An 18,408-nucleotide genomic window follows, 5' to 3' on the forward strand; every position below is an offset into this window, starting at 1 on the left:
GGCTGGGCCGAGCGCCAGCATCCGGAACCACCCCCGGGGGCGTGCGCGCGCGCCGCGCCTTCCCTAGGCTCGGAAGATGACTGACGCACAACGCACCCCCACACCGATCGACACGATCGCGGACGCGTGGGTCGACACCCTGGCGGAAAAGGACCCGACGCTCGCGACCTACATCGGCCGCTTCGAGCACAACGGCCGCTTCGGCGACTACAGCCCTGCGGGCGCAGAAGCCCTCGTGTCGGAGGCGCGCTCGACGAAGTCCGCGCTCGAGGCGGCCGAGGCGACCGACGCGATCGACACGGTCACCAAGATGGACCTCGTGCGCGAGCTCGACCTCATGATCGAGCAGCACGAGGCCAAGACCAACCTGCGCGACCTGAACGTCATCGCCTCTCCCGCGCAGGACATCCGCTCGACCTTCGACCTCATGCCCACCGCGACGGTCGACGACTGGTCGACGATCTCCGACCGCATGAAGGCGCTGCCGGCGGCCATCGACGGCTACGTCTCGACGCTGCGCCAGGGCATCGCCGAGGGCGTCGTTCCCGCGCGCCGCCAGGTGAGCGAGGTCGTGACCCAGATCGCTCGCTACACCTCCGACACCGGCTTCTTCGCCGAGTTCGTCGGAGACGCCGCCCCCGAAGAGGGGCAGCTGCCGGCCTCGCTCGCGCTCGACCTCGCCACGAACTCCAACGCGGCGCGGGTGGCCTACGACGGCCTCGCGTCGTTCCTGTCGAAAGAGCTCGCGCCGGCCGCGGGAGAGGTCGACGCCGTCGGTCGCGAGGTGTACGCCCTGCAGTCGCGCCATTTTCTCGGCGCGGAGGTCGACCTCGACGAGACGTACGAGTGGGGCGTCGAAGAACTCGCCCGCATGGTCGCCGAGCAGGAGGCCATCGCGAACGAGATCCTGCCGGGCTCCAGCGTGGAGGAGGCCGTGGCGTTCCTCGAGAAGGACGAGTCGCGCAAGCTCCGCGGCACCAAGGCTCTGCAGGAGTGGATGCAGCGCACGAGCAACAAGGCCGTCGAAGAGCTCGGCCGCACGCACTTCGACATCGCCGAGCCCATCCGCCACCTCGAGTGCATGATCGCCCCGACCAACGAGGGCGGCATCTACTACACCGGCCCCACCGACGACTTCTCGCGCCCGGGTCGCATGTGGTGGTCGGTGCCCGAGGGCGTCGACACGTTCGACACCTGGCGCGAGCTGACGACGGTCTACCACGAGGGCGTTCCGGGCCACCACCTGCAGATCGCCCAGGCCGTGCACAACCGCGCCGAGCTCAACTCGTGGCGCCGCCTGCTGGCCGGCACGAGCGGGCACGCCGAGGGCTGGGCGCTGTACGCCGAGCGCCTGATGGAGCAGCTCGGCTACCTCGACGACCCGGCCGACCGCCTGGGCATGCTCGACGGCCAGCGCATGCGCGCCGCGCGTGTGGTGCTCGACATCGGCGTGCACCTGCAGAAGCCCCGCCTCGACGGCACCGGCACCTGGGACCACGACTACGCGCTGGCGTTCATGCTGAAGAACGTCAACATGAGCGAGGAGTTCGTGCGCTTCGAGGTCAACCGCTACCTCGGCTGGCCCGGACAGGCGCCGTCGTACAAGGTGGGCCAGCGCATCTGGGAGCAGGTGCGCGACGAGGAGCAGGAGCGCCGCGGCGCCGACTTCTCGATGAAGCAGTTCCACACGCGCGCGCTCGACATCGGCGGCGTGGGGCTCGACACGCTGCGCGCGGCTCTGGCCTCCGCCTGATCTCCTCGAGGGGCGTCACCACGGTGGCGCCCCTCGCCGGTTTCGGGGAATACCCGGGGCCCGCGTAAAGTTCATTCATCCGAATGCAAGGAGACCTCATGGACGTTCGCCCCCTCGAGCTCGGCCTCGACACCTTCGGAGACATCTCGCGCGGCCCCGACGGGTCGCTGCAGTCCGACGCGCAGACCATCCGCAACGTCGTGGAACAGGCGGTGCTGGCCGACCAGGTCGGGCTGTCGTTCTTCGGCGTGGGGGAGCACCACCGCAAGGACTTCGCCGTCACGAGCCCTGAAATGGTGCTGGCCGCCGCGGCCGCCCGCACCGAGAACATCCACCTCGGCAGCGCCGTGACGGTGCTCTCGAGCGACGACCCGGTGCGCGTGTACGAGCGCTTCGCGACGCTGGATGCCGTCTCGAACGGCCGGGCCGAGGTCATCCTCGGGCGCGGCTCGTTCATCGAGTCGTTCCCGCTGTTCGGCTACGACCTCGCCGATTACGAGCAGCTGTTCGAAGAGAAGCTCGAGCTGTTCTCGCTGCTGCGCGACGAGAAGCCCGTCACCTGGTCGGGTCGCACGCGCGCCGCGCTGCAGGATGCCGACGTGTACCCCAAGACCGAGAACGGGCTCAAGGCGTGGGTCGGCGTCGGCGGCTCTCCCGAGTCGGTCGTGCGCACGGCGCGCTACGGCTACGGTCTGGTCCTCGCGATCATCGGCGGATCGGCCGCGCGCTTCCGCCCCTACGCCGACCTGTACCGCCGGTCGCTCGACGAGCTCGGAAAGCCGCAGATGCCCATCTCGGTGCACTCGCCCGGCCACGTCGCCGAGACCGACCAGCAGGCCTGGGAAGAGGCGTTCGAAGGCGTCGCCGAGCTCAACAACACGATCGGACGCGAGCGCGGCTGGCCCGAGTACAACCGCATGCGCTTCCAGCACGACGTCGGTCCCGAGGGGTCGATGTACATCGGTTCGCCCGAGACGGTCGCCACGAAGATCGCCGCCACCGTGCGGGCCCTCGGCAACTCGCGCTTCCAGCTCAAGTTCGCCAGCGGCTCCATCTCGCACGACAAGCTGACGTCGAGCATCGAGCTGTACGGTACGAAGGTGCTGCCCCTCGTTCACGACATGCTCGCCGACACCCCGGCCCAGACGCCTGCCAGCGCCTTCGGCATCCGGTGAGCACCGCCACCGACACCATCCGGGTGTCCGAACGCCTCGATGCTCTGCCGTTCACGCGGCGGCACGGGCGGATCCTGGGTGGGTCGGGGCTGGGGTGGGCCCTCGACGCCATGGACGTCGGGCTCATCTCGTTCGTCATCGCCGCCCTCAGCGTGCAGTGGAAGCTCGCGCCGAGTGAGGCGTCGTGGATCGCGTCGGCCGGCTTCGCGGGGATGGCGATCGGTGCGAGCCTCGGCGGCCTTCTCGCCGATCGGTTCGGCAGACGCCACGTCTTCGCGCTCACCCTGCTGATCTACGGCGTCGCGACGGGGGCGAGCGCCCTGGTCGGTGGTCTCGCCGCCCTGCTGGTGCTGCGCTTCGTCGTCGGCCTCGGCCTCGGCGCCGAGCTGCCCGTGGCCTCGACCTACGTGAGCGAGTTCGCCCCGGCCCGCATGCGCGGGCGCCTGATCGTCCTCCTCGAGGCGTTCTGGGCGGTCGGCTGGACCGCCGCCGCGCTCATCGGCTACCTCGTCGTGCCGTCGTCGGCCGACGGCTGGCGCTGGGCGTTCGCGCTCGGCGCGATCCCCGCGGTCTACGCCCTCGTCGTGCGCTGGGGCCTGCCCGAGTCGCCCCGGTGGCTGGCCTCGCGCGGCCGCAACACCGAAGCGGTCGCGATCGTGCGCGACCTCGAGGCCGCCGCCGGCCGCGTGTCGCTCGAGCCCTCGGCCGAAGGGGTCACGGCATCCGTCCCCGCTCCGCGCCCGCGGGTGCGCGCCCTGTGGGCCCCGGCGCTGCGGATGCGCACGGCGAGCCTGTGGGTGCTGTGGTTCTGCGTGAACTTCTCGTACTACGGCGCGTTCATCTGGATCCCGACGATCCTCGTGAGCCAGGGTTACGACCTCGTCCGTTCCTTCGGCTTCACCCTGATCATCACGCTCGCCCAGCTGCCGGGCTACGCGGTCGCCGCGTGGCTCATCGAGGCATGGGGGCGTCGCCCGACGCTCGCGGTGTTCCTCGCCGGGTCGGCGGTGTCAGCGGTGTTCTTCGGCACGGCATCGGGAGAGGTCTCCGTGATCGCCGCCGGCATGGCGCTGTCGTTCTTCAACCTCGGTGCGTGGGGTGCCCTGTACGCCGCGACACCCGAAACGTATCCGACGCCGCTGCGGGCGACCGGCTCCGGCTGGGCCGCGGGCATCGGTCGCATCGCGTCGATCCTCGCGCCGCTGGCCGTGCCCCCGCTGTTGGGGATCGGGGGAGCCCCCCTGCTTTTCGTCGTGTTCGCTGCGTTCTTCGCCGTCGCGGTGGTGGCGGCGCTGTTCCTGCGCGAGCAGCGCGGGCGCGCTCTGGCGTAGGGCTGTCTCCCGGATCTGGGGCGGACATCGCCCGGTTGGGGCGCAGAATGTTCGCCCCGAGCGACGGGATGCGCCCCGAACCGGTGAGTGTGGCGAGCGACGGCCCGCACCACGCGCCCGCGTAGGCTCGAGCCATGGCATCCGTGCGCTACGTCGCGATCGGCGATTCGTTCACCGAAGGAGTCGGCGACGAACTGCCCGACGGAACCGTGCGAGGGTGGGCCGACCTCGCCGCGCAGGGGTGGGCGGATGCCGCGGGCGAGCCGATCGAGTACGCGAACCTCGCGATCCGCGGCAAGCTCGTCGAACCCATCGTCGACCAGCAGCTCGAACCGGCGTTGGCGTTGAAGCCCACGCACCTGTCGTTCAACGGCGGCGGCAACGACATGCTGCGCCCGCGCACGGGCATCGAGCGCATCGTCGACGTCTTCGACCACGTCGTGCGCCGCTGCGATGAAGAGGGCGTGCAGCTGATCGTGCTCTCGGGCGCGAACCCCTCGGCGGGCCTGCCGCTCGGCCGGATCGTGCAGGCGCGCGGCGACCGGTTGTCGCACGCGGTCGAAGCTCGACTCGCCTCGCGCCCCGACGTCATCACGGCCTACAACTGGTTCGACCGCGAGCTCGCGGGCGGGGAGTTCTGGTCGGTCGACCGCTTGCACATGAACGCGCGCGGGCATCACCGCGTCGCCGCGCGCGTGATCTCGTCGGTCGGCCTGACCCCGCCGACGGACTGGTGGCACCTGCGCGAGATCCCCGAGATCGAGCGACTGAAGGGCACCGCCTACTACCGCGAGCACGTCGCGCCGTGGGTGCGCCGACGACTCACCGGCACTTCGTCGGGCGACAACCGTCAGGCGAAGTTCGGCGGCGGCTGGGTCGAGCTGACCCCCGGCGGCTGAGCGCTCAGGGCGCGCGGCAGTCCGCGGTCAGCGAGAAGTGCAGCATCCCGTCGATGCTCGAGCGATCGCGGGCCGAGAGGCGTACGACGCCGTTGTACCGCAGGTCCTCCTGCATCGCGCGGTCCTTGGCGTAGCCCTCGGCGGTCCACGCGTCGAGGATCGCCGCGTAGGAAGCGGCGTTGTCGTCGGTGCGGACGGAGAGGTCGTACGCAGTCGTTCCGTCGCACGGGAGGTCGGAGGGAAGCGGTGCCGACACCCGTACTCCGGCGGCATCCGTGACCGGCGTGCCGGCGGCGTCGAGGGTCCGCTGGACCATGCGGGCGAGTTCGATGCGCGCGTCCGCGGCGGGGGAGGGGGCGGGGCCCTCGGCCGGTTCGACGGGGGGACGCGGCGGCGGCGGAGTGTCTTCCTCGGCGGTCAACCCTCCTGCGAGACCGCAGTCCGTATGGGTTTGAGCCGTGGAAGGACGAACGACGGCGCGGAGGTGATGCTGAGTCGTTCTGTCGCGCTCTGGAAAGTGTTCCAGACACGGAGGGTGTCACCATCGGTGACCGCGATGTACGACCCCTGTTCGAACGGCGTGTGACCGTCGTCCACCTCGGTGCGACCGACCGACGTTCCGATCGGGCCGTCGAGACGACGAACGCTGCCGGAGGCCCCGAAGAGGAACGCGCGCTCGGTCACGACGTACCCGGTCTCGCATCCGTTGGCGACGATCGGAGTCACCGGCTCGTCCGTCACGGAGACGGCAAGACCTCCCAGTGCCATCGCCCCGATCGCGATCACCCGCAACGGCCCCAGGAGCACCCACCACCACCTCCGCGCGGGCACGGCGAACACGATCACCGCGAGCGACACGACGGCTGCCACGATGCTGCCGGTGACGATGACCTTCCCGGTCCACCGACCGATCACGACCTCACGCGCGCCGGCGCTGTCGAGCGAAACGGGCCAGACGACCGCGATCAGCGCGAGCAGGAGCAGGTAGGTCACGCTCGCCACGACCACCGTCCGACGCCGCATCACCCGCACACACTGAACGGAGACCGGCGCCCCTCCGTCGTCCCCCACGCGATCACTCTGGCAGCGCCCGCCGAGCGAACCCCGCACACCGCGCCCACGGATTCGAGGAGCAGACTGAACACATGACTCTCGCGATCGTCACCGGAACCACCAGCGGTATCGGCCTGCACACGGCCATCCAGCTCGCGCAGCAGGGGGTGACGGTCATCGCCACGGTGCGCGACACCGCACGCGCCGATTCCCTGCGCTCGGCGGCATCCGAGGCCGGTGTCGACCTCGACATCCGGGCCCTGGATGTGACGGATGCCGAGGCGGCTCGCGCCCTCGTGGAGGCGGCGGCTCCGGTCGACATCCTCGTCAATAACGCCGGGCGGGGTGCGGTCGGCACCCTCGAGCAGCTCAGCGACCAAGACCTTCAGGACCAGCTCGAGACGAATTACCTCTCCGTCGCGCGCCTGACCCGTCTCGTGCTCCCCGGAATGCGCGAGCGGGGGAGCGGACGCATCGTGACCGTCACCAGCGTCGGGGGAGCCGTGGGCCAGCCCTTCGCCGACGCCTACTGCGGGGCGAAGTTCGCCGTCGAGGGGCTCATGCAGTCGCTCGCCCCGGTCGTGGCGCCGTTCGGCATCGACGTGGCTATCGTCGAGCCCGCCGCGGTCGCCTCGTCGTTCACCGACTCGGTGCACCGCGCCCCCGCCGGCCCGTACGCGGTGCAGCAGCAGGCCTACCTCGACCGCGCGGCGACCTCGTTCGCGTCGGCGCAGTCGGCGGAAGATGCCGCGAAGACGGTCGTCGAAGCCGCAACGACCTCCGCTCCTCGTTTCCGCTGGCAGACGTCGGACGCCGCGGTCAGCTTCGCGGGGCTCTCGCTCGCCGATCTCGACGGCTCGCGCGTGCTCGGCGTGACGGCGGGATGGGTGCGACCGGGGGAGTGACGGGGCGCCCGTCCCGAGAGGCGGGGCCTTCCCGTCGAGAGTGGTTGATCGAAACGGTGACCGCCGCCGAACGTGAAGAGGTGTTCGACACCATCGTCCAGCTCTTCACCTCTCCGTCGGGAAAGCACCGCTTATCGAGCCGAGGAGCGACCGACCTCGTCGGATTCAACACGGTCGAGGCCTGTCAGCGGACGTATCGCATCATCTACCGAGCGCGAGCAGATGACGGCGTCGGCACGATCGAGATCATCGCGATCGGATTGCGCCGCGACGGTGAGGTCTACGCAGAGGCGCACGACCTCATCTACTCGGGGAAACTGACCGAGCAGGAGCAGACCCAGATCTGGGACGCCCTTCGCCTCGTCGACGAGACCCAAGAACGTCTGGGTCTCGAGCAGTGGGACTACTTCGAGGACTCCGCACCTGAGGGGCTCATCAAAGCGGCTGTTGCTGGTGACATCGTCGACGAAGACGTCGCGCGCATGCTGACGAAGGGCGAACTGAACGCAGCCATCGAAGCAGCATGGGCCGGAGGCGCACTCGACAGGGAGGCGGCCCTGGCGGCGGCCCTGAGACGAGTGGCGAGCAGCGCCACCCCGGATCGCGTCTTCACGTCACGCCGCGACCCCCGATGCGGCGCGCGAATGCCGCTGGCCGGCACGCCGTGCATCCGCCGTCGAGGACACGCAGGGGCGCATCGCAGCAGTCGGTGACGTGCGGCACGATGGGGCGGGAATCCCCTAAACCTTTGGATCGCCGCCGCTTCCGTCCGTGGAGTGACGCGAGGGCAGGGAAGAGCTCTCGCCGCTCGTCACCACGGGTTCCCACGAGCACACGGCATCCACCAGCTCCGTCACCGTCGACCGACTGTCGAGGCGGAGGACGGGCTTGGCGACCGTCGCCAGCCACCGGTCGTGCTCGGCGCGACTGCGGCCGTCGAATGCCGGATCGTCGTAGCCCTCGGCCCACGTCTTGAAAGCGCGCCAGGCGTCGTCATCATGGGGCAGACCCCCGCGTCGACCGACCTCGCGGGCTTCGAGTCGCCGGAGCCTCTCGGAGGAATCGAGCGCGATGAAGACGATCGCATCGCACTCCGCGACGACGGACTCCCCCCACCCGAGCATCGAGCCCGACAGCACCCACGCGGGGCGCGCGACGAAGACCTCGCGCATCAGCGCCACCCGTTCGGCTTCGTTTCTCTTCCGCGTGAACGGGGGAGTGGTCGGCATCCAGAAATAGTCGTCCGCGTCGGCGTGCGGAACCGCCCAGCGCGCGGCCAACGCGTGGCCCAGCGTGGTCGTTCCGCTGCCGCTGCCACCCAGGATGTGGACGCGAGCAGGCTGCATCTCGTCAGTTCGCCTCAGGGCAGGATGCTGTCGACGTAGCCGCCATCGACCCGCAGGGCACCGCCGGTGGTCGCCGACGCCAGGGGAGAGGCGAGGTAGACGACCATGTTCGCAATCTCCTCGGGCTCGATGAGCCGCTGGACGAGGGACTGCGGGCGCGCGGTCTTCATGAACTCGCGTTGCGCCTCGTCCCACGGCAGGTTCTCGTCGACGAGTTCGTAGACGAAGTCTTCGACGCCCTCCGTGTGGGTGGGGCCGGCGATGACCGAGTTGACGGTGACCCCCGTGCCGGCAGCCGCCTTGGCGAAGCCGCGCGACACCGCGAGCAGAGCGCTCTTGGAGGCGCCGTAGTGGATCATCTCCTCCGGGATGACGACGGCGGAGTCGCTGGCGATGTTCAGCACGCGGCCCCAGCCGCGCTCCATCATGCCCGGGAGCATCAGACGGATGAGCCGCGCAGCGGATACGACGTTGGTGTCGAGGAAACGGCCCCACTGCTCGTCGGTGATCTCCAGCGCCGGGGTCGACCCGAAGATGCCGAGGTTGTTCACGAGGATGTCGACCGCTCCCACCTCCTCGGCGAGCGCCGCCGCGCCCTCGGGGGTGGTCACGTCGGCCGCGACTCCGCGGACGCCCGCACCCATCGTCGCCACGACGTCGTCGACCCGCTGCGGGGTGCGCCCGTTGACGACCACGTCGGCCCCCGCCTCGTGCAGACGACGGGCGATGGCGAGACCGATGCCCTGCGTGGATCCGGTGACGACAGCCGTCTTGCCGGCGAGGTCGATCGCGATGGTGGTGCTCATGGGGTGCCGCCTTTCGTCGCGACCGAGGCTACCCGGGGCGGCAGGCCGCCGCTCACCCGCGACCGGTCATGCGGGCGAACCACGCCTTGACGCGGCGCGTCTGCCGGTCGGTGTAGTCGTTCGACAGACGCATCGCCTCATCGGTGATGTCGGCACCCGCGTGGATGTTCGCCATGGCGCGCAGCGCGCGTTCCTCCTGCGTCGCATCGTTGTCGTCGGGCATGCGCCCAGCGTACGACGTGCCCAGGGGAGTGTCCCCTCGCGTCAGCCGGCGGAGGAGAGACCGTTCTCCGAAAAGCTGGTTTGCGGCCCAAAAGCCGGGGAGTGGCGGTGCAGAACGCCGGCGGTGTGCTGATCAGTGAAGGCGCCGCTGCCTCGTCTGTTCTGGTCACGGGCTGATTGACGCGTCGCGGTCTGGACATGGCGCTGTCGCGTGCGCTGAGGCGGTCTGCCCGTTGCCGATCGGGGCCGCGGCATGACGCTGTTGTGTGATGTCGATAACAGTGCCTATTCGGGTACTCCTCCTGCGACCCCATCAACTGCGAGCACTTCACCGCGGTAGAAAGTGTGCATGGCGAATACGCGCAGGCCGAATGTAAGTGGGTGGGTGATGCTTGCGGTCGGAATTGCGTTGCTCGTGGTCGGGTCCTTCGTGCTGTGGCGAGCGTGGGACCTAGCCCCGGGGTCTCCCGGTACAAACGGGTTGCTCTTCCCCTTCGTCCTCGGGACTGTGTTTGCCGGCGCCGGGGCCTATTCGCTCGTGAAGAAACAGCCCATCACGGACGACGGGTCAGTGCGCTACCCGTACTTCCCTGGGAACAAGGAGCGGGCCGACGCTTCCAAGACTTCCGTTCCGCCGACGCACGAGGACACCGGCACACGGCACCGCTTCTTCGCTCGGCGTCCGTCACGCCCGACAGCGACATTGGCGGTGGGGTTGGTCCTGGTACTGGCAGGAGCAGCAGTCGTTCCTTACGCGATAGGCGACCCACTCGCAACGAGCGGACGAGGAGTGCCCCTTTACCTCCTCCCGCCCGCTCTGATCATTCCCGGCGCCTACTTCATCGCCACTGGCTCGGTTTGGCGTCGCCGTGACAAACGGATCCGACAGAGTTCGCCCAGATAATCCATGCCGCAGACCGCGGTCTCGCCCCTCGGCTTGGATCCGCTGCTACTCATCCCCGTATATCCCGCCGGCATGAGCTGGCGCCAAGGCGGAAGCGGCTCGCGGCGGTGGTAGAGAGTTTGGGCAACGACGGCCAGACCCCGATACGCTCACCGCATGCGGTGGCGGGACATGGACAAGGTCAGACGGGTCGTCTCCCTGGTCTATAGCGACTTCGCGTGGCTCGCGTTCGATCTGATCTACCGTCGGTGGAAGATGAGGCACGACCAGTTGATCGCGAGTGGAGATGTCAAAAACTGACATAATGTGCATTATCGGCGTGGATCATTCGGGCTGCTTTGCCAAGATCGTCGGAGCGCACCTGATCGGCGTACTCGCTCGGCACCCGTTCGAAGGACGGTGGTCGTCCGCACTCGAACGCCTGCACCTCGCCTAGACTTGCCGTACATTTCGTCGAACTGTTGGGGCCCACATGGACGGAAAGCTTGTTTCTGTCGTCGCGGCGCCAGATGTCATGACGAGAACGGTTGATGCGCTTTCGACAGCGACCAACCTGACCGAGGTGACGGCGGTGGTTGCGCGCGCTGTGCGCGAGTTGACCGGCGCCGATGGTGCGACGTTCGTTCTGCGCGAGGACGATCAGTGTTTCTATGCTGACGAGAACGCCATCGGCCCGCTGTGGAAGGGCAGCCGATTCCCGCTGACCGCGTGCGTGAGTGGATGGGCCATGCTGCACCGGGAGACGGTGATCATTCCGGACATCTACAGCGATGACCGTGTGCCGATCGACGCGTACCGCGCAACGTTCGTGGCCAGCCTTTGCATGACCCCTGTGCGCGCGTCCGATCCGATCGGTGCGATCGGCGCGTACTGGGCTGAGAGTCACGTTCCCGACGCTGAGCAGGTGCGGCGACTCGAGGTGCTTGCCAACACGACGGCGGTGACGCTCGAGAATCTCGAGCTGCGCTCCGCAATCACCCGCCGCAGCGCCGAGCGCGATCAGATGGCGGCTCGAGCCGACGAGCTCGACGCGACCATGCACTCGCTCGTGCACGATCTGCGTGGACCTCTGAGCGCCATGATGGGCTTCGCCGAGCTCATCACCGAGGATCGGACCGCCCCGACCAGCGCCACATACGCCCACGCGGTGCTGCGCGCGGGCGAACGGATGTCAGCCCAGATCGAGCGGATGCTGTCGATCTATCGCATCACGGCGGCCCCCCTGGCGCCCCAGCGTCTCGACCTCAGTGCGATCGCCCGCAGCATCGCCGACGAACTCCTCGCCCGGAACCGCGACCGTGAAATCGACATCCGCATCGAGGATCACGTCGTCGTCTGCGCCGATCCGGTGCTCGTGCAGCTCGCTCTGGAGAATCTCCTCGGCAACGCCGTGAAGTACACCGGGAAGAAGTCGACGGCACACATCGTGCTGCGTCAGGTGGACGCGGGATCCGAACGGGTCCTGCTGGAGCTGGTCGACGACGGCGACGGCTTCGATCCCTCTGATGCCTCCCGACTCTTCCGACCGCTCACGCGCCTGCACTCCCAGGAAGAGTTCCCCGGCACTGGTCTCGGCCTCGCCTCCGCTGCCCGAATCGTGGAACTGCACGGTGGGGCGATCCACGCGGACGGGCGCAAGGGTGTCGGTGCGACCTTCACCTTTTCCCTGCCTGCGGCCGGGCCCGCGCCCATCTGATCGACCTCCGCGCAGGCATCCTCACCGGCGTGGCAGGGAGCGCATCCCCATCCTTTCTCGGACCTCGTCGAGCGTGCGACCCGCGATGCGGACCGTGATGCTGGCGGCACACTCCATTCAGATGCATATTCCAACCGCGCAGGCAAGTGCTCTTCTGTCACTGAGACCCTCTGTCACCATCACCCCATGGCCGCTCGCTCTCCGCACACCGATGACGTCGACGATCACGCCGTCGACACCCTGAGCGCTCTGGCGGCCGCCGTCGCGAAGGGCGATCGCGCAGCGTTCGCCCGGCTGTACGACCTCACCTCCGCCCGGGTGTTCGGAGTGGTGCTGCGGGTGGTCGTGAATCGCGCTCTGGCCGAAGAGGTGCTCCAGGAGGTGTACGTCTACGTCTGGCAGAACGCGTCGAAGTTCGTCGCCGCGAAGGGCAGTCTGCAGGCGTGGATCAGCACGATCGCGTATCGCCGAGCCGTCGACTGCGTGAGGGCGTCGCAGGCGTCTCACGATCGGGACCGGCACGTGGGATCGAGATCCCTCGTCTGGGACGCCGACGTGGCCTCGGATGCCGTCGACCACTACCTCGAACGCGCGCACCTTCGCGCCGCTCTGGCTCTCCTCTCCCCCGACCAGCGGCTCTGCGTGGAGCTCGCCTATACCGCCGGCCTCACTCAGTCGCAGATCGCGGCCCGCCTGGGCCAGCCCTTGGGGACGGTGAAATCCCGCACGCGAACCGCGCTGAGAGAGCTGCGTCGCGCCCTTCAGGGACGCGCCGGCCTGGGCATGGGCGCGGTGGCGTGACTCCGTCGGTCGGCGTTCTCCGTCAGCGCCGCGTCAGGTTGCCTTCGGCCCACTCGCCGAGCTGACCCAGGATCGGAACCAGTCGGCATCCGGCATCCGTCAGCGCGTACGTCACGGCGACGGGCGGCCCGGCATCGACGCGGCGGTCGACCAGGCCGGTGTCGGCGAGCTCGGTGAGGCGATCCGACAGCACGGCGTCGCTGATGCCGCCCACCGCTCGCCGCAGGCCTGAGAACGACAACTCCCCCTGGCCGAGCACGTCGAGGATCATGCCGTTCCACCGCTTGCCGAGCACCGAGAACGCGTGCGAGACAGCGGCGTCGCACTGTCGCGCGTCATGTTCTTCGGCCATGACTCCATCCTACGTGTGCTAGCTTTCCCGAAGCCACTTTGTTTTTCATAGTCACTCTGATCGGAGAAGCGTATGACCCTGTTCCGTCTCGATGCCAGCATCCTGCCCGCCACCTCTGCCAGCCGCGAGCTCGGCGACCTCGTCGAGGCCGAATGGCTCGCCGCGCACCCGTCGTCGACGGTCGTCCGCCGCGATGTCGCCGCCGACCCGATGCCCGCCACCGCCTGGCGCGACGCGGTGACCTCGGGCTTCACCCCCGCCGACCAGCACACCGAGGGCCAGCGTGAGGCCATCGCCCTGCGCACGCGCCTCGCCGACGAGCTGATCGACGCCGACGCCCTGCTCTTCACCGTTCCGCTGTACAACTACGGCGTCTCGCAGCACGTGAAGACCTGGTTCGACCTGGCCTACACCGACCCGCGTATCGACCCGCAGGGCACCGCGCTCCGCGGCAAGCCGGCCACCCTCGTCACCGTCCTGGGCGGCAACTACGAGCCCGGAAGCCCCAAAGAGGGCTGGGACCACTCGACCGGCTGGCTCCGGCGCGTCTTCGCCGACGTGTGGGGACTCGACCTCACCGTCGTGCACCGCCCCTTCACCCTCGTCGGCGTGAACCCCGCGCTCGACGCCTTCGCCGACGTGGCGGCTGGACTGAAGACGGATGCCGAGCAGGCCGCCGTCACCGCCGGACGCACCCTCGCCGCGTCCCGCGCCGCCTGACGCCTGCACGTCGCGCTTCGCCCGCCACGAACCGCTCGTACGCACCGTGGCGGGCGTGCGCCTGACCTCTCACGCATGAACGCGCTTTCCACGTGCATAAACACGTGGAGAGCGCGTTCATGCACGTAGAGCGCGTTGATGCGTGAGATTCGGGCCCACACCTGAGCGCGATGCGCGCGGTACGCCCCGGCACCGCGGCCTCGCACAAGGGCGCGCCGCGGTCACGCGCGGGGTTCGAACACCTCCGCGAGGAACGCCTTCATCGCGGCCCAGCTGCGCCGCTCGGCGGTCGCCTGGAACTGCGCGCCCTGCGCGGGGGCGTCGGCATCCGGAAGCGTGAAGGCGTGCATCGCATTCGCGTACGACACGAGCTGCCAGTCGACAGCCGGCGCGGTGCGCAGGTCGTTCTCGAAGGCGAGCATCGCGTCATCGGGCGCGACCGGATCGGCGGCTCCGTGCAGCACGAGCAGCTTCGCGGTGATCTGCTGCGCCTCGCCTTCGGGTCCGGTGAGCAGGCCGCCGTGGAAGCTGACGACCGCGTCGACGTCCGCGCCGGTGCGCGCGAGTTCGAGCACCGACGACCCGCCGAAGCAGTAGCCGATCGCCGCGGTCCGGTCGGCGTCGACCGACGGCTGCTCGCGCATGTACGCGAAGGCCTCGGTCAGGCGCTTCCTCCACAGCGGGCGATCCTGGTAGAAACCGCCGACCACACCGGCCGCGTCCTGCGGCGCCGGGCGCACGTCGGCGCCGTAGACATCCGCTGCGAAGGCCGTGTAGCCGAGGCGGGCGAGCATGTCGCAGCGCATGCGCACGTAGTCGGTGACGCCGAGCCAGTCGTGCACGACCATGATCCCCGGATGCCGCCCCTCCCCCGCCGGGCGCGCGAGGTAGCCGCGATAGGCGACGCCGTCGGCTTCGTAGTCGACGTCGCCGGATTCGATTCCGGGTGCCGGGAGGGGTTCGCGATCGAGGATCTCGGTGAGGTTCGGGGCGTAGGTCGTCATTCCGTGGACGCTAGACCGGAGAGGTATGGACCGGCCGGGTCTTGCGCGCGGATCGCACAGCATGTCCGGTCGTCTCGCTCTCCATCGCTACTCGATACCCCTAGGGGGTATACCATCGTCGGTACCGATCGATGAGGAGCCGACCTGTGAACACCCGATACGCGGCCGCGGCCGCACTCCCCCTGGCGGCGATCCTGGCTCTGGCCGGCTGCTCCGCCGGCTCCGGTTCCATGCCCGGCATGGACCACGGCGCCGCGCCCATGTCCAGCGCGACGACGGCCGCATCGGCATCCGAGGCCGACATCATGTTCGTCACGATGATGATCCCGCACCACGAGCAGGCCATCGAGATGTCGGACACCCTGCTATCGAAGTCCGGTGTCGACGAGCGCGTCACCGCCCTCGCCGAGAAGATCAAGGCCGCCCAGCAGCCCGAGATCGACACGATGAAGGGCTGGTTGTCGGACTGGGGCGTCTCGATGAGCGAGGGCATGAGCGGCATGGATCACGGCGGCATGATGTCGGAGTCCGACATGCAGGCCCTCGAATCCGCCGACGGCGGCGACGCCGCCCGTCTCTACCTCGAGCAGATGATCGAGCACCACCAGGGCGCGATCGACAGGGCGAAGGAGGAGATCGACGGCGGCACCGACGCCGAGGTCGTCTCCCTCGCGCAGTCGATCGTCGACAGCCAGACCGCCGAGATCAGCACGATGAAGGATCTGATGGGCTCGCTATGAGGGCGCGGGGGTCGGCTCGCCTGCGGTCGGCCCCCGAACTCTGCGCCCTACACTCGGCCCTGACGGCGATCGCCGTCGCCTCCGGCCGGAGAGGAGCGCCAGGTGCGCGAACGGGTGATGGATCTCGTCTTCCTCATCGGCGTCGCCCTGAAGGGCATCGACGGTCTGATGGAGCTGGTCGGCGCGATCGTGCTGCTCGTGACGACCCCCGGCCAGTTGCTGCACGTCGCCCAGCGGCTGACCGCGCATGAGCTGGCGCAGGACCCGAACGACTTCGTCGCCAACGCGCTGCTGCACAGCATCAAGCAGCTCGGATCGGGCACGGTCGTCTTCCTCGCCGTGTACCTCTTGCTGCACGGCGTCGTGAAGCTGGCCATCGTCGTCGCCCTGATGCTCGGGACCCGGCGCGTGTATCCGTGGGCGATCGCCGCGATCGGCGCCTTCCTCGTCTACCAGGTGTACGAGTTGTTCGTCTCGCCGAGCATCGGGCTCGTGCTGCTCACGGTGTTCGACCTGATCATCCTGCTGCTCACCTGGCGCGAATGGCGGCGCGGCCGACCCCTGCGCCAGACCTGGCATTCGACGCTCGACTGGATCCTGCGCCGCCCCCAGCCGCAGCACTAGGCGTCGTGCCCCGGCGTCAGCGCCCGCTCTCGCTCGCATTCCGCTGCGAGGCACGCTTGAGTCGGCTGTCGACGAAGAGGTACGCGAGCGCCCAGGCCGACAGGCCCAGACCCCACAGCGCGGGCCCGCGCTGGTCGGTCAGAAGCGCCCACAATCCGCCAGACAGCAGCACGACCGCGACGACGCTGTAGACGACCAGGCTGATCCGCCGAGCCGTGTCCATCTCGTGCCATCTCCGGCGCACCGTCACTCCCGTCTCCGCGTGCCACACGCTCCCTGCGACGCTGTTCACCCACGATCGCAGTTTGCAGCGTTTCACAGCGCGCCCTTGCGCCGCGATCCCCGGCGCACCTCCGCGGCATCCGCCCCCGTCATTCCCACCCCTGCTCCCCCGCTACGCTCGAACCGATGACTCCCTACAGCGCTCCCCCGAAACGGCCGAGCGCGTGAGCGGGATCTTCACCGGCTTCGCGGTCGTCGGCCTCGCCGTGGTGGTGGGCTACATCATCGCCCGCATCGACCTGCTCGGGCCCCACGCGCGCCATGTGCTGAGCCGCCTGACGTTCTTCGTGCTGTCGCCGTTCCTGCTGTTCACGGTGCTGGCGAAAGCCGATGTGGCGACGCTGTTCTCGGCGCTGCTGCCGGTGTCGATGATCACCGCGGCGGGCGTCATCCTGGTCTCGGTCCTGGTGTCCGGGCTGATCCTGCGCCGGCCCGTGGGCGAGACCGTGATCGGCGCACTGTCGGCCGGGCAGGTCAACAGCAACAACATCGGCATCCCGATCTCGCTCTACATGCTCGGCAACGCCGCCTACTCCGCGCCCGTGATCCTGTTCCAGCTGCTGATCCTCATGCCGATCGCCCTGTCGATCCTGGATGCCGCGACGTCTGGCTCGCGCAACATCGGACGCATCCTGCTGCAGACGGCGAAGAACCCGATGCTCATCGGCTCGGCCCTCGGCGTGCTGGTGGCGCTGCTGGGCATCGACCTGCCGCCGATCGTCTTCGACCCGCTCCAGTTGATCGCGGGCGCCTGCGTGCCGGTGCTGCTGATGTCGTACGGCATGTCGCTGTACGGCCAGCGGGTGCTCACCGAACCGGGGCGCCGCGTCGACGTCGTCATCGCCTCGGCTCTCAAGCTCGTGGCGATGCCCGCACTGGCGTGGCTCGTCGCGACGCTGTTCGGTCTGCCGGCCGACCAGGTGTTCATCGTCGTGGTGCTCGCGGCGCTGCCGACCGCGCAGAACGTGTTCAACTTCGCCCAGCGGTACGGGGTGGGCGAGATCCTCTCGCGCGACGTCGTGTTCATTTCGACCATCGGCTGCCTGCCGGTGCTGTTCGCGGTCGCGTTGCTGCTCGAGCACTCCCCCGCCTGACGTCCGCGCGGGGCGTGACGGCGTGCGTCGACCGACCCGCGAAGTTTCACCTTCGGGTCTAAGGTGAGCACTGTTCCCAGCGTTCGCACAGAAAGGCTCGCCATGTCGCCCTCGTCAACGACCAACCCCGCCGTCGGAGCCGTGCGCACCGCGCTCGCCGTCAGCGGAGCCCTCTCGCTCGTGATCGGCCTGATCATCCTCATCTGGCCGGGTCGCACCGCCCAGGTGGCCGTCGGCATCATCGCCGTGTACGTCATCATCGCCGGCCTCGTGAACATCGGCATCGGCCTGTTCTGGCGCTCGGGCTGGGCGCGCATCGGCTACATCGTGCTCGGCGTGCTGTTCATCGTCGCGGGCATCTTCTCGTTCGCGAACCTCCCCGCGACCACCGCGTGGCTCGGGGTCTTCATCGGCACGCTCGTCGGCATCCTGTGGATCATCGAGGGCGTCGTCTCGCTCACCACCGCGAGCCACCAGTCGAAGGCCCGGGCGTGGACGATCTTCTTCGCGATCATCAGCATCGTCGCCGGCATCGTGCTGCTGTTCTCGCCGCTGCTCGGCGCCGTCACGCTGTTCATCCTGATCGGCTTCTCGCTGATCGTGCTCGGCGTCTTCCAGATCGTCCGGGCGATCCAGTTCGGCAAAGCGGTCTGACGCGGAACGACGAGGGCCCGGATGCCATGGCATCCGGGCCCTTCCCG

Annotated in this window: 21 protein-coding genes; 13 read left to right on the top strand and 8 right to left on the bottom strand. The window is 68.9% G+C overall.

Features of this window, described 5'->3' with window-relative positions; all coding sequences use genetic code 11:
• Nucleotides 1–76: 76 nt before the first annotated feature.
• The 4 genes from ABXS86_RS03185 to ABXS86_RS03200 all read left to right on the top strand — a co-directional run bounded on the left by ABXS86_RS03185 (nt 77) and on the right by ABXS86_RS03200 (nt 5,158).
• Nucleotides 77–1,753, top strand: coding sequence for a DUF885 domain-containing protein (locus tag ABXS86_RS03185; protein WP_353665590.1), 1,677 nt, complete (start codon nt 77–79; stop codon nt 1,751–1,753).
• A 98-nt stretch (nt 1,754–1,851) separates the two neighbouring features.
• Complete coding sequence (locus ABXS86_RS03190; protein WP_353665591.1) at nt 1,852–2,928, top strand: LLM class flavin-dependent oxidoreductase; 1,077 nt, start codon at nt 1,852–1,854, stop codon at nt 2,926–2,928.
• Nucleotides 2,925–4,259: an MFS transporter gene (locus tag ABXS86_RS03195; protein ID WP_353665592.1), complete on the top strand. Its 1,335-nt coding sequence runs from the start codon at nt 2,925–2,927 to the stop codon at nt 4,257–4,259. The genes ABXS86_RS03190 and ABXS86_RS03195 overlap by 4 nt, the downstream gene beginning before the upstream one ends.
• 134 nt (nt 4,260–4,393) lie before the next feature.
• Nucleotides 4,394–5,158 (top strand): SGNH/GDSL hydrolase family protein, encoded by a 765-nt coding sequence (locus ABXS86_RS03200; RefSeq protein WP_353665593.1) that lies wholly within the window; start codon nt 4,394–4,396, stop codon nt 5,156–5,158.
• A gap of 4 nt (nt 5,159–5,162) precedes the next feature.
• Here the strand turns inward: ABXS86_RS03200 and ABXS86_RS03205 are convergent, their stop codons facing one another.
• Both ABXS86_RS03205 and ABXS86_RS03210 read right to left on the bottom strand, forming a co-directional pair.
• On the bottom strand, nt 5,163–5,579 hold the full coding sequence (locus ABXS86_RS03205; RefSeq protein ID WP_353665594.1) for a hypothetical protein: 417 nt from the start codon (nt 5,577–5,579) through the stop codon (nt 5,163–5,165).
• The gene (locus tag ABXS86_RS03210) at nt 5,576–6,229 is read right to left on the bottom strand and encodes a hypothetical protein (RefSeq protein ID WP_353665595.1); all 654 of its coding nucleotides are present in this window, start codon (nt 6,227–6,229) and stop codon (nt 5,576–5,578) included. Before ABXS86_RS03210 ends, ABXS86_RS03205 begins: the two co-directional genes overlap by 4 nt.
• 74 nt (nt 6,230–6,303) lie before the next feature.
• On the opposite strand from ABXS86_RS03210, the gene ABXS86_RS03215 reads away from it, so the two are divergent.
• Together ABXS86_RS03215 and ABXS86_RS03220 are read left to right on the top strand one after the other, a co-directional pair.
• The gene (locus ABXS86_RS03215) at nt 6,304–7,116 is read left to right on the top strand and encodes an SDR family NAD(P)-dependent oxidoreductase (RefSeq protein ID WP_353665596.1); all 813 of its coding nucleotides are present in this window, start codon (nt 6,304–6,306) and stop codon (nt 7,114–7,116) included.
• A 56-nt stretch (nt 7,117–7,172) separates the two neighbouring features.
• Nucleotides 7,173–7,829 (top strand): hypothetical protein, encoded by a 657-nt coding sequence (locus tag ABXS86_RS03220; protein ID WP_353665597.1) that lies wholly within the window; start codon nt 7,173–7,175, stop codon nt 7,827–7,829.
• A 27-nt stretch (nt 7,830–7,856) separates the two neighbouring features.
• Here the strand turns inward: ABXS86_RS03220 and ABXS86_RS03225 are convergent, their stop codons facing one another.
• The 3 genes from ABXS86_RS03225 to ABXS86_RS03235 are packed head-to-tail and all read right to left on the bottom strand — an operon-like array spanning nt 7,857 to nt 9,491.
• Entirely contained in the window at nt 7,857–8,462 is a 606-nt protein-coding gene (locus ABXS86_RS03225) for a hypothetical protein (protein ID WP_353665598.1), read from the bottom strand.
• Between the two features lie 14 nt (nt 8,463–8,476).
• A complete protein-coding gene (locus ABXS86_RS03230; protein ID WP_409988235.1) occupies nt 8,477–9,268 on the bottom strand; it encodes an SDR family NAD(P)-dependent oxidoreductase in 792 nt (263 codons plus the stop codon).
• A gap of 52 nt (nt 9,269–9,320) precedes the next feature.
• Nucleotides 9,321–9,491, bottom strand: a complete 171-nt coding sequence (locus tag ABXS86_RS03235; protein WP_353665599.1) for a hypothetical protein — start codon at nt 9,489–9,491, stop codon at nt 9,321–9,323.
• Nucleotides 9,492–10,866: 1,375 nt separating this feature from the next.
• On the opposite strand from ABXS86_RS03235, the gene ABXS86_RS03240 reads away from it, so the two are divergent.
• Nucleotides 10,867–12,090 carry a sensor histidine kinase gene (locus ABXS86_RS03240; RefSeq protein ID WP_353665600.1) on the top strand — a complete coding sequence of 408 codons (1,224 nt, stop codon included), beginning with the start codon at nt 10,867–10,869 and terminating at the stop codon, nt 12,088–12,090.
• A 186-nt stretch (nt 12,091–12,276) separates the two neighbouring features.
• Entirely contained in the window at nt 12,277–12,891 is a 615-nt protein-coding gene (locus tag ABXS86_RS03245; RefSeq protein WP_353665601.1) for a sigma-70 family RNA polymerase sigma factor, read from the top strand.
• A gap of 22 nt (nt 12,892–12,913) precedes the next feature.
• On the opposite strand, the gene ABXS86_RS03250 is transcribed toward ABXS86_RS03245, so the two are convergent.
• Nucleotides 12,914–13,243 carry a winged helix-turn-helix transcriptional regulator gene (locus ABXS86_RS03250; RefSeq protein ID WP_144784901.1) on the bottom strand — a complete coding sequence of 110 codons (330 nt, stop codon included), beginning with the start codon at nt 13,241–13,243 and terminating at the stop codon, nt 12,914–12,916.
• A 72-nt stretch (nt 13,244–13,315) separates the two neighbouring features.
• On the opposite strand from ABXS86_RS03250, the gene ABXS86_RS03255 reads away from it, so the two are divergent.
• Entirely contained in the window at nt 13,316–13,963 is a 648-nt protein-coding gene (locus ABXS86_RS03255) for an FMN-dependent NADH-azoreductase (RefSeq protein WP_353665602.1), read from the top strand.
• 221 nt (nt 13,964–14,184) lie between these two features.
• On the opposite strand, the gene ABXS86_RS03260 is transcribed toward ABXS86_RS03255, so the two are convergent.
• Nucleotides 14,185–14,967, bottom strand: a complete 783-nt coding sequence (locus tag ABXS86_RS03260) for a dienelactone hydrolase family protein (protein WP_353665603.1) — start codon at nt 14,965–14,967, stop codon at nt 14,185–14,187.
• A gap of 146 nt (nt 14,968–15,113) precedes the next feature.
• Here ABXS86_RS03260 and ABXS86_RS03265 point away from each other — a divergent pair, with 146 nt between their 5' ends.
• Entirely contained in the window at nt 15,114–15,707 is a 594-nt protein-coding gene (locus ABXS86_RS03265) for a DUF305 domain-containing protein (RefSeq protein ID WP_353665604.1), read from the top strand.
• Nucleotides 15,708–15,809: 102 nt separating this feature from the next.
• On the top strand, nt 15,810–16,331 hold the full coding sequence (locus tag ABXS86_RS03270) for a DUF2127 domain-containing protein (RefSeq protein WP_353665605.1): 522 nt from the start codon (nt 15,810–15,812) through the stop codon (nt 16,329–16,331).
• A 16-nt stretch (nt 16,332–16,347) separates the two neighbouring features.
• On the opposite strand, the gene ABXS86_RS03275 is transcribed toward ABXS86_RS03270, so the two are convergent.
• Nucleotides 16,348–16,554 (bottom strand): hypothetical protein, encoded by a 207-nt coding sequence (locus tag ABXS86_RS03275; protein WP_307210920.1) that lies wholly within the window; start codon nt 16,552–16,554, stop codon nt 16,348–16,350.
• 223 nt (nt 16,555–16,777) lie between these two features.
• On the opposite strand from ABXS86_RS03275, the gene ABXS86_RS03280 reads away from it, so the two are divergent.
• Complete coding sequence (locus tag ABXS86_RS03280; protein ID WP_353665606.1) at nt 16,778–17,707, top strand: AEC family transporter; 930 nt, start codon at nt 16,778–16,780, stop codon at nt 17,705–17,707.
• A gap of 102 nt (nt 17,708–17,809) precedes the next feature.
• Nucleotides 17,810–18,361, top strand: a complete 552-nt coding sequence (locus ABXS86_RS03285) for an HdeD family acid-resistance protein (RefSeq protein WP_307210916.1) — start codon at nt 17,810–17,812, stop codon at nt 18,359–18,361.
• Nucleotides 18,362–18,408: the final 47 nt, after the last annotated feature.

Source organism: Microbacterium sp. che218 (genome assembly GCF_040436305.1).
GTDB lineage: Bacteria > Actinomycetota > Actinomycetes > Actinomycetales > Microbacteriaceae > Microbacterium > Microbacterium algihabitans.

Coding starts and splice junctions, on each gene's coding strand:
- ABXS86_RS03185 (WP_353665590.1), top strand. CDS start 77: ATGACTGACGCACAACGCACCCCCACACCGATCGACACGATCGCGGAC.
- ABXS86_RS03190 (WP_353665591.1), top strand. CDS start 1,852: ATGGACGTTCGCCCCCTCGAGCTCGGCCTCGACACCTTCGGAGACATC.
- ABXS86_RS03200 (WP_353665593.1), top strand. CDS start 4,394: ATGGCATCCGTGCGCTACGTCGCGATCGGCGATTCGTTCACCGAAGGA.
- ABXS86_RS03215 (WP_353665596.1), top strand. CDS start 6,304: ATGACTCTCGCGATCGTCACCGGAACCACCAGCGGTATCGGCCTGCAC.
- ABXS86_RS03225 (WP_353665598.1), bottom strand. CDS start 8,462: ATGCAGCCTGCTCGCGTCCACATCCTGGGTGGCAGCGGCAGCGGAACG.
- ABXS86_RS03230 (WP_409988235.1), bottom strand. CDS start 9,268: ATGAGCACCACCATCGCGATCGACCTCGCCGGCAAGACGGCTGTCGTC.
- ABXS86_RS03235 (WP_353665599.1), bottom strand. CDS start 9,491: ATGCCCGACGACAACGATGCGACGCAGGAGGAACGCGCGCTGCGCGCC.
- ABXS86_RS03240 (WP_353665600.1), top strand. CDS start 10,867: ATGGACGGAAAGCTTGTTTCTGTCGTCGCGGCGCCAGATGTCATGACG.
- ABXS86_RS03245 (WP_353665601.1), top strand. CDS start 12,277: ATGGCCGCTCGCTCTCCGCACACCGATGACGTCGACGATCACGCCGTC.
- ABXS86_RS03250 (WP_144784901.1), bottom strand. CDS start 13,243: ATGGCCGAAGAACATGACGCGCGACAGTGCGACGCCGCTGTCTCGCAC.
- ABXS86_RS03255 (WP_353665602.1), top strand. CDS start 13,316: ATGACCCTGTTCCGTCTCGATGCCAGCATCCTGCCCGCCACCTCTGCC.
- ABXS86_RS03260 (WP_353665603.1), bottom strand. CDS start 14,967: ATGACGACCTACGCCCCGAACCTCACCGAGATCCTCGATCGCGAACCC.
- ABXS86_RS03275 (WP_307210920.1), bottom strand. CDS start 16,554: ATGGACACGGCTCGGCGGATCAGCCTGGTCGTCTACAGCGTCGTCGCG.
- ABXS86_RS03285 (WP_307210916.1), top strand. CDS start 17,810: ATGTCGCCCTCGTCAACGACCAACCCCGCCGTCGGAGCCGTGCGCACC.